This is a genomic window from Pseudomonas sp. R4-84, assembly GCF_054130985.1.
The window spans coordinates 4,745,902-4,759,261 of sequence record NZ_CP096390.1; the positions used below are offsets into that span (position 1 = coordinate 4,745,902).

General features: G+C 59.4%; 11 protein-coding genes. 2 read left to right on the forward strand and 9 right to left on the reverse strand.

Annotated features, from left to right (window positions below; genetic code table 11):
• From carB to grpE, 6 genes are all read right to left on the reverse strand, one after another.
• Window positions 1-3,222, reverse strand: coding sequence for a carbamoyl-phosphate synthase large subunit (carB, locus tag M1D68_RS21660; protein WP_420765583.1), 3,222 nt, complete (start codon window positions 3,220-3,222; stop codon window positions 1-3).
• A 105-nt stretch (window positions 3,223-3,327) separates the two neighbouring features.
• The gene (gene carA / locus M1D68_RS21665) at window positions 3,328-4,464 is read right to left on the reverse strand and encodes a glutamine-hydrolyzing carbamoyl-phosphate synthase small subunit (protein WP_434648983.1); all 1,137 of its coding nucleotides are present in this window, start codon (window positions 4,462-4,464) and stop codon (window positions 3,328-3,330) included.
• A 255-nt stretch (window positions 4,465-4,719) separates the two neighbouring features.
• Window positions 4,720-5,526, reverse strand: a complete 807-nt coding sequence (dapB, locus tag M1D68_RS21670; RefSeq protein ID WP_457968282.1) for a 4-hydroxy-tetrahydrodipicolinate reductase — start codon at window positions 5,524-5,526, stop codon at window positions 4,720-4,722.
• 9 nt (window positions 5,527-5,535) lie between these two features.
• The gene (dnaJ, locus tag M1D68_RS21675) at window positions 5,536-6,660 is read right to left on the reverse strand and encodes a molecular chaperone DnaJ (protein WP_420765586.1); all 1,125 of its coding nucleotides are present in this window, start codon (window positions 6,658-6,660) and stop codon (window positions 5,536-5,538) included.
• 290 nt (window positions 6,661-6,950) lie between these two features.
• Window positions 6,951-8,867: a molecular chaperone DnaK gene (dnaK, locus tag M1D68_RS21680; protein ID WP_420765587.1), complete on the reverse strand. Its 1,917-nt coding sequence runs from the start codon at window positions 8,865-8,867 to the stop codon at window positions 6,951-6,953.
• A 101-nt stretch (window positions 8,868-8,968) separates the two neighbouring features.
• Window positions 8,969-9,535, reverse strand: a complete 567-nt coding sequence (grpE, locus tag M1D68_RS21685; RefSeq protein WP_039592327.1) for a nucleotide exchange factor GrpE — start codon at window positions 9,533-9,535, stop codon at window positions 8,969-8,971.
• Between the two features lie 241 nt (window positions 9,536-9,776).
• Here grpE and recN point away from each other — a divergent pair, with 241 nt between their 5' ends.
• Window positions 9,777-11,450, forward strand: a complete 1,674-nt coding sequence (gene recN / locus M1D68_RS21690) for a DNA repair protein RecN (RefSeq protein WP_457968285.1) — start codon at window positions 9,777-9,779, stop codon at window positions 11,448-11,450.
• A gap of 77 nt (window positions 11,451-11,527) precedes the next feature.
• Here the strand turns inward: recN and fur are convergent, their stop codons facing one another.
• The gene (gene fur / locus M1D68_RS21695; RefSeq protein WP_420765589.1) at window positions 11,528-11,932 is read right to left on the reverse strand and encodes a ferric iron uptake transcriptional regulator; all 405 of its coding nucleotides are present in this window, start codon (window positions 11,930-11,932) and stop codon (window positions 11,528-11,530) included.
• Between the two features lie 97 nt (window positions 11,933-12,029).
• Between fur and bamE the strand changes: the two genes are divergently transcribed.
• Window positions 12,030-12,557, forward strand: a complete 528-nt coding sequence (gene bamE, locus M1D68_RS21700; RefSeq protein WP_039592330.1) for an outer membrane protein assembly factor BamE — start codon at window positions 12,030-12,032, stop codon at window positions 12,555-12,557.
• 61 nt (window positions 12,558-12,618) lie between these two features.
• Here bamE and M1D68_RS21705 read toward each other — a convergent pair whose 3' ends face one another.
• Together M1D68_RS21705 and M1D68_RS21710 are read right to left on the reverse strand one after the other, a co-directional pair.
• Window positions 12,619-12,918, reverse strand: coding sequence for an RnfH family protein (locus M1D68_RS21705; RefSeq protein WP_457968287.1), 300 nt, complete (start codon window positions 12,916-12,918; stop codon window positions 12,619-12,621).
• The gene (locus M1D68_RS21710; protein ID WP_420765592.1) at window positions 12,915-13,358 is read right to left on the reverse strand and encodes a type II toxin-antitoxin system RatA family toxin; all 444 of its coding nucleotides are present in this window, start codon (window positions 13,356-13,358) and stop codon (window positions 12,915-12,917) included. Before M1D68_RS21710 ends, M1D68_RS21705 begins: the two co-directional genes overlap by 4 nt.
• Window positions 13,359-13,360 lie beyond the last annotated feature (2 nt).

The window sequence follows — 13,360 nt, forward strand, 5'->3', positions numbered from 1 at the left end:
TCATGCCTTCAATCCTGCATGTAGATCCTGCAAGCGACGTACGGTCTTCTCAGGGCCGAACTTGAGCGCTTCGCAGATCGCTTCGCCGGCAGCAATGGTCGTGGTGCAGTAGATCTTATGCTGCAGCGCATTGCGACGAATGGAATAGGAATCAGCGATCGACTGGCGACCTTCGGTGGTGTTGATGATCAGCGTGACTTCGTCATTCTTGATCATGTCGACCACGTGCGGACGGCCCTCGGTCACCTTGTTCACGCGGCGCACTTTCAGGCCTGCTGCTTCGATCAGCTTGGCAGTACCGGCAGTGGCGACCACTTCGAAGCCCAAGTTGATCAGATCACGGGCCACGCCTGCAACCAGTGGCTTGTCGTCATCACGCACACTGATGAACGCCGTGCCACCCGTCGGCAACACTTCGCTGGCGCCCATCTGGGCCTTGGCGAAAGCCTCACCGAAAGTATCGCCCACGCCCATGACTTCACCGGTGGATTTCATTTCCGGGCCGAGGATCGGGTCAACACCCGGGAACTTGGCGAACGGGAACACCGCTTCTTTCACGCTGTAGAAGTTCGGGATGATTTCCTTGGTAAAGCCCAGCTCTTGCAGGGTTTTGCCAGCCATGACCCGTGCAGCGATCATTGCCAGGGAAACACCGATGCACTTGGAAACGAACGGCACGGTCCGGGAAGCGCGCGGGTTGACTTCGATGACATAGATGTCTTCGCCCTGCAGGGCCAGTTGCACGTTCATCAGGCCGATGACGCCCAGCTCCAAGGCCATTTTCTTGACCTGTTCGCGCATCTCGTCCTGGATGTGCGCCGGCAGCGAGTAAGGCGGCAACGAGCAAGCGGAGTCACCGGAGTGAACACCGGCCTGTTCGATGTGCTGCATGATCGCGCCGATCACCACATCCTTGCCGTCGCTGACCGCATCCACGTCCATCTCGATGGCGCAGTTGAGGAAGTGGTCAAGCAATACCGGGCTGTCGTTGGACACCTGGACCGCTTCGCGCAGGTAACGCTTGAGTTCGTCTTCCTGGTAGACGATTTCCATCGCGCGACCGCCCAGTACATAGGACGGACGAACAACCAACGGGTAGCCGATCTTCGCGGCGGCGCGAATGGCTTCGTCTTCGCTGCGCACGGTGGCGTTTGGCGGCTGGCGCAGGTTCAGGCGCTCGACCATCTGCTGGAAGCGCTCGCGGTCTTCCGCGCGGTCGATGGCATCCGGGCTGGTACCGATGATCGGCACGCCAGCGGCTTCAAGGGCACGAGCCAGTTTCAGCGGGGTCTGGCCGCCGTACTGGACGATCACGCCCTTTGGCTTCTCGACGCGGACGATTTCCAGCACGTCTTCCAGGGTGACAGGCTCGAAGTACAGACGATCGGACGTGTCGTAATCAGTGGACACGGTTTCCGGGTTGCAGTTGACCATGATGGTCTCGTAACCGTCGTCGCGCAGGGCCAGTGCCGCGTGTACACAGCAGTAGTCGAATTCGATGCCCTGGCCGATCCGGTTGGGGCCGCCACCCAGGATCATGATCTTGTCACGGCTCGACGGCGCGGCTTCGCACTCTTCTTCGTACGTGGAATACAGGTAGGCGGTATCGGTGGCGAACTCAGCGGCGCAGGTGTCGACGCGCTTGTAGACCGGGAAAACCTCCAGCTTGTGACGATGGGCGCGAAGGCTCTTGTCGGTCACGCCCAGCAACTTGGCGAGGCGCTGGTCGGAGAAGCCTTTGCGTTTGAGGCGCAGCATCGTGTCGCGGTCAATGCTGGACATGCCCAGGGTCTTGACCTTCTCTTCTTCCTTGATCAGATCTTCGATCTGCACCAGGAACCAAGGATCGATCATGTTCATGCCGAAAATCTGCTCGACGGTCATGCCGGCGCGGAAGGCATCGGCCACGTACCAGATACGCTCGGCGCCCGGCACGGTCAGCTCGCGCTTGAGCTCGCTCATGCTTTCCGGGTTGCTCAGGTCCAGCTTCGGATCGAGGCCGCAAACACCCACTTCTAGGCCGCGAAGGGCTTTCTGCAGGGATTCCTGGAAGGTCCGGCCGATGGCCATGACTTCACCGACCGACTTCATCTGGGTGGTCAGGCGAGCGTCGGCCTTGGCGAACTTCTCGAAGGCGAAGCGTGGCAGCTTGGTCACGACGTAGTCGATGGACGGCTCGAAGGACGCCGGTGTCTTGCCGCCGGTGATGTCGTTCGAAAGCTCGTCCAGGGTGTAGCCCACGGCTAGCTTGGCGGCGACCTTGGCGATCGGGAAACCGGTGGCCTTGGAGGCCAACGCCGAGGAACGGGACACCCGCGGGTTCATCTCGATGACCACCATGCGACCAGTGTTCGGGCAGATGCCGAACTGGACGTTGGAACCGCCGGTTTCCACGCCGATCTCGCGCAATACCGCCAGGGAGGCGTTACGCAGGATCTGGTATTCCTTGTCTGTCAGGGTCTGGGCCGGCGCAACGGTGATCGAATCACCGGTGTGCACACCCATCGGGTCGAAGTTCTCGATGGAGCAGACGATGATGCAGTTGTCCTTTTTGTCGCGGACAACTTCCATTTCATATTCTTTCCAACCGATCAGGGATTCGTCGATCAGCAATTCCTTGGTCGGCGACAAATCGAGACCACGGGCGCAGATTTCTTCGAATTCTTCACGGTTGTAGGCGATGCCACCACCGGTGCCGCCCATGGTGAAGGACGGACGGATGATGCACGGGAAACCAAGGCGCTCCAGGACCGCGTTGGCTTCTTCCATGCTGTGGGCGATACCCGAGCGCGGACAGTCCAGGCCGATGGATTTCATCGCCTTGTCGAAACGCGAACGGTCCTCGGCCTTGTCGATGGTGTCGGCGTTGGCGCCGATCATTTCCACACCGAATTTCTCCAGGACGCCTTCGCGCTCCAGCTCAAGGGCGCAGTTCAGCGCGGTCTGGCCGCCCATGGTAGGCAGCAGAGCGTCCGGGCGCTCCTTCTCGATGATCTTGGCAACGGTTTGCCACTTGATCGGTTCGATGTAGGTGGCGTCGGCCATGGCCGGGTCGGTCATGATGGTGGCCGGGTTGGAGTTCACCAGGATGACGCGATAGCCCTCTTCGCGCAGGGCTTTGCAGGCCTGGGCGCCGGAGTAGTCGAATTCGCAGGCCTGGCCGATCACGATCGGGCCAGCGCCGAGAATCAGGATGCTTTTTATGTCTGTACGTTTTGGCATGGGTTTGTCACTCAAATCCGCAGGTCAGTCGGCTAGGCCGTCGAACAATCTTTGAAGCGCCCGAGGGGGCCGCCGTTTTCGGGGCCGCCCTTGGGCTTCACGCGGTCAGCGTCGCTTGGCCATCTCGTTGATGAAGCGATCGAACAGCGGCGCCACGTCGTTCGGGCCCGGGCTCGCTTCTGGGTGGCCCTGGAAGCTGAACGCGCTCTTGTCGGTACGCTCGATACCTTGCAGCGTGCCATCGAACAGCGACTTGTGAATCGCGCGCACGTTGGCCGGCAGGGTCGCTTCGTCGACGGCAAAACCGTGGTTCTGGCTGGTGATCATGACGACGCCGGTGTCCAGGTCCTGGACCGGGTGGTTTGCACCATGATGGCCATGACCCATTTTGACGGTCTTGGCACCCGAGGCCAGGGCAAGCAATTGGTGACCGAGGCAGATACCGAATACCGGAATCTCGGTTTCCAGCACATCCTTGATCGCCTGGATGGCGTAGTCGCAAGGCTCCGGGTCACCCGGGCCGTTGGACAGGAACACGCCATCAGGCTTGAGCGCCAGGACGTCAGCCGCCGGGGTTTGTGCTGGCACTACCGTCACGCGGCAGCCACGTGCGACCAGCATGCGCAGGATGTTCAACTTGACGCCGTAGTCGTACGCGACCACGTGGTACGGCAGCTCGGAGGCTTCGATCGTCGCGTGGTTGTCGGTTTTCAGATCCCAGACCGAGGAGCGCCACTCATATTGCTTCTGGGTGCTGACGACCTTCGCCAGGTCCATGCCCTTGAGGCCTGGAAACCCCTGGGCGGCGGCGATGGCCGCCTCTTCGGAAATGTTGTCGCCGGCCATGATGCAGCCGTTCTGCGCGCCTTTTTCCCGAAGGATGCGGGTCAGGCGGCGGGTATCGATACCGGCAATCGCCACGACATTGTTGGCTTTCAGGTAGTCGGAGAGGGACATCGTGTTACGCCAGTTGCTCGCTACCAGCGGCAAGTCGCGGATGACCAGGCCAGCGGACCAGACACGATCGGACTCAGCGTCTTCCGGCGTGGTGCCAGTGTTGCCGATGTGCGGATAGGTCAAGGTAACGATTTGTTGGGCGTAGGAAGGATCGGTAAGAATTTCCTGATAGCCGGTCATTGCGGTGTTGAACACCACCTCACCAACGGTCTGACCGTCGGCTCCAATGGCTTCGCCGCGAAAAATGCTGCCATCAGCAAGGGCGAGTATGGCTGGCTTAGTCAAGAAGACCTCCCGTAAATAAAGCCTGAAAGGGCGATCGCAGGTTGTAAAAAAGCGGAGTGACGTATGGACACGTCACCCCGCTTGTTCACTGAATTATTCTGCGCGCTTTTAGTGGACACACTAAAGCTGTAGCTTACAGAAAAAGGCTTTTTTGGTCCACCGCTAATGAGCCTGAAAGGCAGGGGAATGCGACAGGTCGTCGCGAAGCGGCGTAAAACGGGGCTCAGTATAACCTGAACCCCGTCTTCAGAGACATCAACGCAGGTCGAGAACATCCTGCATGTCGTACAAACCAGGCTCACGACCATCCAACCAAAGCGCGGCACGCACAGCGCCCTTGGCGAAGGTCATCCGGCTCGATGCCTTGTGGGTAATTTCCAGACGCTCGCCCTCAGTCGCGAACAGCACGGTGTGATCACCCACCACATCGCCGCCACGCACGGTCGCGAAACCGATGGTGTCTCTGTCCCGAGCACCGGTATGCCCCTGGCGCCCGTACAGGGCCACTTCCTGCAAATCGCGACCCAGCGCATCGGCAATCACTTCACCCATGCGCAACGCGGTGCCCGAAGGCGCATCGATCTTGTGCCGGTGATGTGCCTCGATGATTTCGATATCCGCATCGTCGCCCAACACTCGAGCAGTCAAGTCCAGCAACTTCAGCGACAGATTCACGCCGACGCTGAAGTTCGCCGCAAATACAATCGGGATGTCCTTGCCTGCGTCGGCCAGCAATTGCTTTTGCGCGGCATCCAGGCCGGTCGTGCCGATCACCATGGCCTTGCCAGCCTTGCGGCAGATGGCAAGGTTCTTGAGCATCACTTCCGGAAGGGTGAAATCGATCAGGACGTCAAACTCGTCGAGCACCTTTTCCAGCCCACCGGACATTGGCACGCCGATACGCCCAAGCGAGGCCAACTCGCCAGCATCGGCGCCTACCAGCGTACTGTCGGGCCTCACGATGGCAGCGGTCAGGCCCGAAAGCGGCGAGCGTTGCTGCACCGCCTCGACCAGCGCCTTGCCCATGCGCCCCGCGGCGCCCATCACAGCAATACGTCGCATGCCCACTCCTTACAGGTCGCCGAAGAAGCGCTTCACGCCTTCGAACCAGCCAGTGGTTTTTGGGGAGTGGCTATTGTCATCCGCCAACGAGCTGCGGAACTCTTCCAACAGTTCCCGCTGACGCCGGCTCAGGTTGACCGGTGTCTCTACCGCAACGCGGCACATCAGGTCACCCGCACCACCGCCACGCACCGGCGCCACGCCCTTGCCGCGAATCCGGAATTGCTTGCCGGTTTGCGTCCCCTCAGGAATCTTCAGCTTGACGCGACCATCGAGGGTCGGGATTTCCAGCTCGCCACCCAGCGCCGCATCGACGAAGCTGATAGGCACTTCGCAGAACAAGTGCTTGCCGTCACGCTGGAAGATCGCGTGTTCGCGCACGTTGATGACCACATACAAATCGCCAGTCGGACCACCCTGGGCACCTGCCTCGCCTTCGCCAGACAGGCGGATACGGTCGCCCGTGTCGACACCGGCCGGCACTTTCACCGACAGCGTCTTGTACTCTTCGACACGCCCTTCGCCATGGCAGGCATCGCACGGATCGGAAATGATCTTGCCTTGGCCATGGCAGCGCGGACAGGTCTGCTGGACCGAGAAGAAGCCTTGCTGCATGCGAACCTGGCCGATACCGCCACAGGTAGGGCACGTGACTGGCGAGGAACCCTTCTTGGCACCCGAGCCGTCGCATGGCTTGCAATTGACCAGCGTCGGAACACGGATATTGACCGTGGTCCCCCGCACCGCCTCCTCGAGGCTCAGCTCCAGCGTGTAGCGCAGGTCACTGCCTCGCTGGGCGCCACCACGGGCACCGCCACGGCCGCCACCGAAGAAATCACTGAACACATCGCCGAAAATATCGGAGAAGTTCTGTCCGCCGAAACCGGCACCGCCGCCACCCATGCTAGGGTCGACGCCGGCATGGCCGTACTGGTCGTAAGCCGCGCGCTTGCTGGAATCGGACAGGACTTCATAGGCCTCGTTGGCCTCCTTGAACATCTCTTCCGAAGCCTTGTCGCCGGGATTACGGTCCGGGTGGTGTTTCATCGCCAGGCGACGATAGGCCTTCTTCAGCTCTGCTTCGCTGGCCCCCCGCTCAACACCCAATACTTCGTAAAAATCACGTTTTGCCATTAGTCTTTGCACTCTTATAGGACGTTCGGCAAACCTCTCCTGAACCTCGCCAAACTCGTTGGGCCTCCATACAGGCCCGAACCCAACTCACGTCGATTCAACGATCCTGGTCTCGGTGCATATCGCTCGGAAAGCAGGAGCATTCCCGAACCCACCGTCAGCACCCGAGCTTTGTCGCATGCTGCAAAAATTCGCTGCCTCCAGACACGCCAACGCGGGAGCAAGCTCCCGCGCGGCGACATCCTACCAGCCACCGCACAAAAGCAGTCAACCGGCCGACCAACAAGCGATTACTTGTTGTCTTTCACTTCTTCGAACTCAGCGTCGACGACATCGTCGGTTTTCTCGGCCGACTCGCCTTGCGGCGCTGCGCCTTCAGCGGGCTGGGCCTGCTCGGCATACATCTTCTGAGCCACTGGCGCGGAGACTTTCGACAACTCTTCGATCTTCGCTTCGATGGCCGCCTTGTCGTCGCCTTTGACGGCAGCTTCAAGAGCAACTACAGCCGCTTCGATCGCCGTTTTTTCTTCGGCGGTCACTTTGTCACCGGCGTCGGCGATCATCTTGCGAGTCGAGTGCACCAAGGCATCGCCCTGGTTACGCGCGCTTGCCAGCTCTTCGAACTTGCGGTCTTCCTCGGCGTTGACTTCAGCATCGCGAACCATCTGCTGAATTTCTTCTTCGGACAGGCCGGAGTTGGCCTTGATCACGATCGACTGGGTCTTGCCGGTGGCCTTGTCTTTCGCGCCGACGTGCAGGATGCCGTTGGCGTCGATGTCGAAGGTCACTTCGATCTGTGGCACGCCACGTGGAGCCGGTGGAATCTCGGCCAGGTCGAACTTGCCCAACGACTTGTTCTGGGCGGCTTGCTTGCGCTCGCCTTGCAGCACGTGGATGGTCACGGCGCTCTGGTTGTCATCGGCAGTCGAGAACACCTGGGATTTCTTGGTAGGAATCGTGGTGTTTTTCTCGATCAGCGCAGTCATCACGCCGCCCATGGTTTCGATACCCAGGGTCAGCGGGCTGACGTCGAGCAGCAGAACGTCCTTCACGTCACCAGCCAGAACGGCGCCCTGGATGGCGGCACCCATGGCAACGGCTTCGTCAGGGTTCACATCCTTACGAGCTTCCTTACCGAAGAAATCGGTTACCAGCTTCTGCACCAGCGGCATACGGGTCTGGCCGCCGACCAGGATCACGTCGTTGATCGAACCCACGTCGATACCGGCGTCTTTCATCGCAATGCGGCAAGGCTCGATGGTGCGCTGAACCAGGTCTTCAACCAGCGCTTCGAGCTTGGCGCGGGAAATCTTCACGTTCAGGTGCTTCGGACCGGTGGCGTCTGCGGTGATGTACGGCAGGTTCACGTCGGTCGACTGGCTCGAGGACAGTTCGATCTTGGCTTTTTCAGCGGCTTCTTTGAGGCGCTGCATGGCCAGCGGGTCACCCTTGAGGTTCATGCCGCTTTCTTTCTTGAACTCATCGACGAGGTAGTCGATCAGGCGGATGTCGAAGTCTTCACCACCGAGGAACGTGTCGCCGTTGGTCGCCAGCACTTCGAACTGGTGCTCGCCGTCGACTTCAGCGATCTCGATCACGGAAACGTCGAAGGTACCGCCACCCAGGTCGTAAACGATCACGGTGTGATCGCCCTTGGCCTTGTCCATGCCGTAGGCCAGAGCGGCCGCGGTGGGTTCGTTGATGATGCGTTTTACGTCCAGGCCCGCGATGCGGCCGGCGTCTTTGGTCGCCTGACGCTGGCTGTCGTTGAAGTAAGCAGGGACAGTGATAACCGCCTCGGTCACTGCTTCGCCGAGGTAATCTTCGGCGGTTTTCTTCATTTTCTTCAGGATTTCAGCCGAGATCTGTGGCGGCGCCATTTTCTGGCCGTTCACTTCAACCCAGGCGTCGCCGTTGTCAGCCTTGGCGATCTTGTAAGGCACCATCTTGATGTCTTTCTGAACGACTTCTTCGTCGAACTTGCGACCGATCAGACGCTTCACCGCGTACAGGGTGTTATGTGGATTGGTCACAGCCTGGCGCTTGGCGGACTGACCCACCAGGATTTCGCCATCGTTGGCGTACGCGATGATCGACGGCGTGGTGCGCGCGCCTTCAGCGTTTTCAATAACCTTGGCCTTGCCGTTTTCCAGCACGGAGACGCACGAGTTGGTGGTCCCCAGGTCGATACCGATAATTTTGCCCATCTTGACTCTCCCGGAACTTGGATTTTGTTGCCGCAGCATTAGTGGTTAACTGCGGTAGCACTTAAACGCTTGACTTCTTAATGGGGCCGTTTCGCCCGATTTCAAGCCTGCTCATCAATAGAAGGCGAAACCGGCGCTGGCGCCTTGCTGACCACAACCATGGCCGGGCGCAGCAGACGACCGTTGAGCAGATAGCCCTTCTGGAACACTTTCAGCACGCTGTTTGGCTCGACGTCTGCACTTTCCTGCATCGCCATGGCCTGATGGTGCTCGGCGTTGAAGGGTTCACCGTGAGGATCGATCGCTTCAAGCTGGTAACGCTTGAGCGTGTCCTGGAACATTTTCAGGGTCAGCTCGATGCCTTCACGCATTGGACGGATGTTCTCGTCGTCCGGGTTGGACAGCTCCAGACCCCGCTCCAGGCTGTCGATGATCGGCAGCAGGTCGCCAGCAAAACGTTCCAGGGCGAATTTATGAGCCTTTTCCACATCCTGCTCGGCACGACGGCGGACGTTCTGCAGATCGGCTGCTACACGCAACGCCTGATCCTGCGCACCGGCCAGTTGCTCTTCGAGCACTTGTACACGTGCCGCCAGGTCTTCACCCGAATCCTGGGGAGCCTGATTGGCGTCTAGATTTTGGGTGTCCTGCGTCTGTTCGTCAGCCATAGATTTCTCCTTTCAATTTCGTCCGCGAGCTCGACTCGCGCTTCTGCCCCGGTATATGGGGCCGGGTTTTCCAGCTTCAAGGGCCATCTGACGAATTAACCCTACAAAAGGCAGCAGCATAATCATTCCTCGCAGCACTAAGGAATCTGTTGGTCCAAGCAAATCGAGCTAAGCGCAGGCATTGTCAGCGCGAAACAAAACACTGTATAAATAACCAGACCTAATGCCTGGGAGCGGCCTTATGCTGGTGCACCTGTCCGTACACAACTACGCCATCGTCGAACATCTCGACCTCGAACTCGATCGAGGCATGAGCGTGATTACCGGTGAAACCGGTGCCGGCAAATCGATCATGCTCGACGCCCTGGGACTGACACTTGGCGACCGCGCTGATAGCGGCGTGGTACGTCCCGGTGCGGAAAAGGCCGACATCCTGGCGACATTCGACCTCGTCGACATCCCCGAAGCCAGCGCCTGGCTGGCCGAGCGCGACCTGGACACCGATGGGCTGTGCATCCTGCGCCGGGTCATCACCGCCGAAGGCCGCTCCCGAGGCTATATCAACGGCACCCCTTGCCCCCTCGGCGACCTCAAGGCACTCGGCGAACTGCTGATCGATATTCACAGCCAGCATGAACACCAATCGCTGCTCAAGACCGACACACATCGTCGCTTGCTCGACGAGTACGCGGGTGCCACCGACCTGGCCCGCCAGGTTCAATTGGCCGCCCAACGCTGGCGACAGACCCGGCAGGAACTGGATCGACTTTCCAACTCAGGCGATGAACAACGGGCCCGCCACCAACTGTTGAGCTACCAGCTTGAAGAGCTGGAAAACCTGGCCCTGGGCGAAAACGAGCTGGAGGAACTTGAGCAGGAGCACAAGAACCTGACCAATGCCGAGGCACTCCTCGGTGTCTGTCGGCAAGTGGTCGAGCAATGCAGCGAAAGTGATTCCGGCAATGTGCTCAGTGCGCTGACCGCAAGCATCAACCGACTTTCCAGCGTCAGCAATGCCGTGGGAGCCCTGGGCGAAGCGAGCAACCTGCTGACCAGCGCCCAGATCCAGGTCGAAGAAGCCGTCGGGGAGTTGAACCGTTTCCTTGATCATTTCGATGCCGACCCGGCACGCCTCCAGTTTCTGGAAGAGCGCCTGGACACTATCTATACGCTGGCGCGCAAGCATCGCGTCCAGCCAACCGATGTCGTCGAACTGCAGCAACGGCTGCTGGAGGAACTGGAAAGCCTGAACGCCAATGATGAATCCATCGAGCGGCTCGGGGATGAACTGGCGTCCTTTGCGCGCCATTACCAGGAAAAGGCCAAGGAGCTCAGCGAATTGCGCCGACAAGCCGCGACGGGCTTGGCGAGCGCGGTAGAACAGGAGATCCAGCGCCTGGGCATGCCAGGGGGCCGATTCACCATCGAACTGCACCCTAACGGCGGTGATGATCTTCAGCCTAACGGGCTGGAGCAAGTGGAACTGCTGGTCAGCGCCAACCCCGGGCAACCCCTTAAGGCATTGGCAAAAGTGGCTTCCGGCGGCGAGCTGTCGCGTATCAGCCTGGCCATCCAGGTGATCACAGCGCAGACATCGCGGGTGCCAACGCTGGTGTTCGACGAGGTGGATGTCGGCATTGGCGGCCCTACGGCGGAAATTGTCGGCCAGTTGCTGCGCAGATTGGGCGAGCGTGGACAGGTCCTAACGGTCACTCACCTGCCCCAGGTTGCCGCCCAGGGACACCAACATCTATTTGTCCACAAGGTGCGCGGCGAAGACGCCACTCGTACCGCAGTGTCCAAACTCAACAAGAATGAACGCGTGGAAGAAGTCGCTCGGATGCTTGGAGGAATAGACCTGACCAAGGAATCCTTGGCCCACGCTAAAAAAATGGTGGTTGCGACAAAAACCTGACAGAGGCCGTTGAAAGAAAGAAGGCGACCCGAGGGTCGCCTTCTTTTGTTCTGAGGGCCTGAGCCCACGTCACAAGCTTATTTGCGCTTGCGCACATGCAGGACGAGATGGTGATCGATCAGCTCGAAGCCATACTCCTCAGCAATAGCCTTTTGCAGTTGCTCGATTTCAGGGCTGATGAATTCGATGACTTCACGGGTCTCAACATCCACCATATGGTCATGGTGCTCCCCGTCAGCCAATTCAAAGACAGCATGACCGCCATCGAAGTTATGACGAGCGACCAGCCCGGCAGCTTCGAATTGAGTCAGGACACGGTAGACCGTGGCCAGACCGACATCCTCGCCAGCTTCCATGAGCGCCTTATAGACGTCTTCGGCACTCATGTGGCGCTGCTCGGCAGAGTCGAGCATTTGCAGAATCTTGACCCTTGGGAGGGTCACTTTGAGGCCGGCTTTGCGTAGTTCGCTATTTTCAACCATGGTCAGCTTTCTCGCGATGCTGCTTCGCAGCTTCTCTTAATGCGGGTATGATCGGTGTTTACGTTGTCCCAGCCAAGATAGTGGAAGTCGCCCACCGATGCAAAACACCAAGCTCTTGCTAACCAGTTTCACCTTCGTGGGACTGCTCGCACTCGCCGGTTGTTCATTCCCCGGGGTTTACAAAATCGACATCCAGCAGGGCAATGTCGTCACGCAGGACATGATAGACCAGTTACGCCCGGGAATGACCCGCCGGCAAGTACGGTTTATCATGGGCAACCCTCTGTTGACCGACACGTTTCATGCCGATCGCTGGGATTACCTGTACAGCTTGCAGCCAGGCGGCGGCGAGCGGCAGCAGGAACGCATCAGCGTTATTTTCAATGCCAATGATCAACTCGTCAGCTTGTCGGGAGATTTCATGCCCGGCGTGAGCCGCGACGAGGCCATCATGGGCAAGGATAGCGGCACCACGGTCACCGACCCGACCCAGAACACCGAACAGCCGAAACCGGAAAAACCGGCCAAGCCAGGTTCGCTGCTGGATCAGATCCAGAAGGACGTGGACAACGTCGAGACCGTACCTGTCCCGACGCCAGAACCTCTGGACACCTCGCCGCAATAAATCGCGACAATAAAAAACCCGGCATGCCGGGTTTTTATTGCCTGCAATACAAGCCAGTTTTTTACTCAGTTCGACGAGCCTGGGCTGCCTTGGCCGCCCGCAGGCGACGAATTTCCTTGGGGTCAGCCAACAATGGTCGGTAAATCTCAAGCCGGTCGGCTGGCTGCACCAGCTGCCGGTCCGGATCAGCAACCACCCGACCAAAAATCCCGATCGGACTCGTCGTAAAATCCAGCTCCGGAAAATCCGCAGCGATACCCGACGCCATCAGGGCAGCACGAACAGACGTCCCTTCCTTGACGGCGAATCGTCGCAATACCTGACGATCGACACCGGCATACACCACTTCTATCTCAATCAACGCTTGAGCTCGGCATTCTGCTTGGCACGCTGGCAAAAAGCGTCGACCAGGGTGTTGGCCGCCTGATTGAACAACGGGCCTAACGTCGCCCGCACCAGCGGCCCGGCGTAATCGAACGACAGGTCCAGGCTGATCTTGCAGGCTTTCTCACCCAGCGCCTTGAACACCCAGACGCCATGGAGCTGATTGAAAGGCCCTTCCTCAAGGTTCATCTCGATGGACTGGCCCGGCACCAAGGTGTTACGAGTGACAAAGTGCTGGCTCAACCCGCCCTTGGCGACATTGAGGCTCGCGCGCATATGGGTTTCGGAGCTTTCGAGCACCTCGGCGGACGAGCACCAGGGCAGGAATTGCGGGTAACTCGCCACGTCGTTGACCAAGTCGTACAGCGCCTGGGCCGGATAGGGCAGGAGGGCCGAGCGTTGAATATGTGTCGTCATGT

What these genes read in the sequence shown, in the direction of transcription:
- carB (WP_420765583.1), bottom strand. Translation starts at nt 3,222, where the DNA reads ATGCCAAAACGTACAGACATAAAAAGCATCCTGATTCTCGGCGCTGGC.
- dapB (WP_457968282.1), bottom strand. Translation starts at nt 5,526, where the DNA reads ATGCGACGTATTGCTGTGATGGGCGCCGCGGGGCGCATGGGCAAGGCG.
- dnaJ (WP_420765586.1), bottom strand. Translation starts at nt 6,660, where the DNA reads ATGGCAAAACGTGATTTTTACGAAGTATTGGGTGTTGAGCGGGGGGCC.
- dnaK (WP_420765587.1), bottom strand. Translation starts at nt 8,867, where the DNA reads ATGGGCAAAATTATCGGTATCGACCTGGGGACCACCAACTCGTGCGTC.
- grpE (WP_039592327.1), bottom strand. Translation starts at nt 9,535, where the DNA reads ATGGCTGACGAACAGACGCAGGACACCCAAAATCTAGACGCCAATCAG.
- recN (WP_457968285.1), top strand. Translation starts at nt 9,777, where the DNA reads ATGCTGGTGCACCTGTCCGTACACAACTACGCCATCGTCGAACATCTC.
- fur (WP_420765589.1), bottom strand. Translation starts at nt 11,932, where the DNA reads ATGGTTGAAAATAGCGAACTACGCAAAGCCGGCCTCAAAGTGACCCTC.
- bamE (WP_039592330.1), top strand. Translation starts at nt 12,030, where the DNA reads ATGCAAAACACCAAGCTCTTGCTAACCAGTTTCACCTTCGTGGGACTG.
- M1D68_RS21710 (WP_420765592.1), bottom strand. Translation starts at nt 13,358, where the DNA reads ATGACGACACATATTCAACGCTCGGCCCTCCTGCCCTATCCGGCCCAG.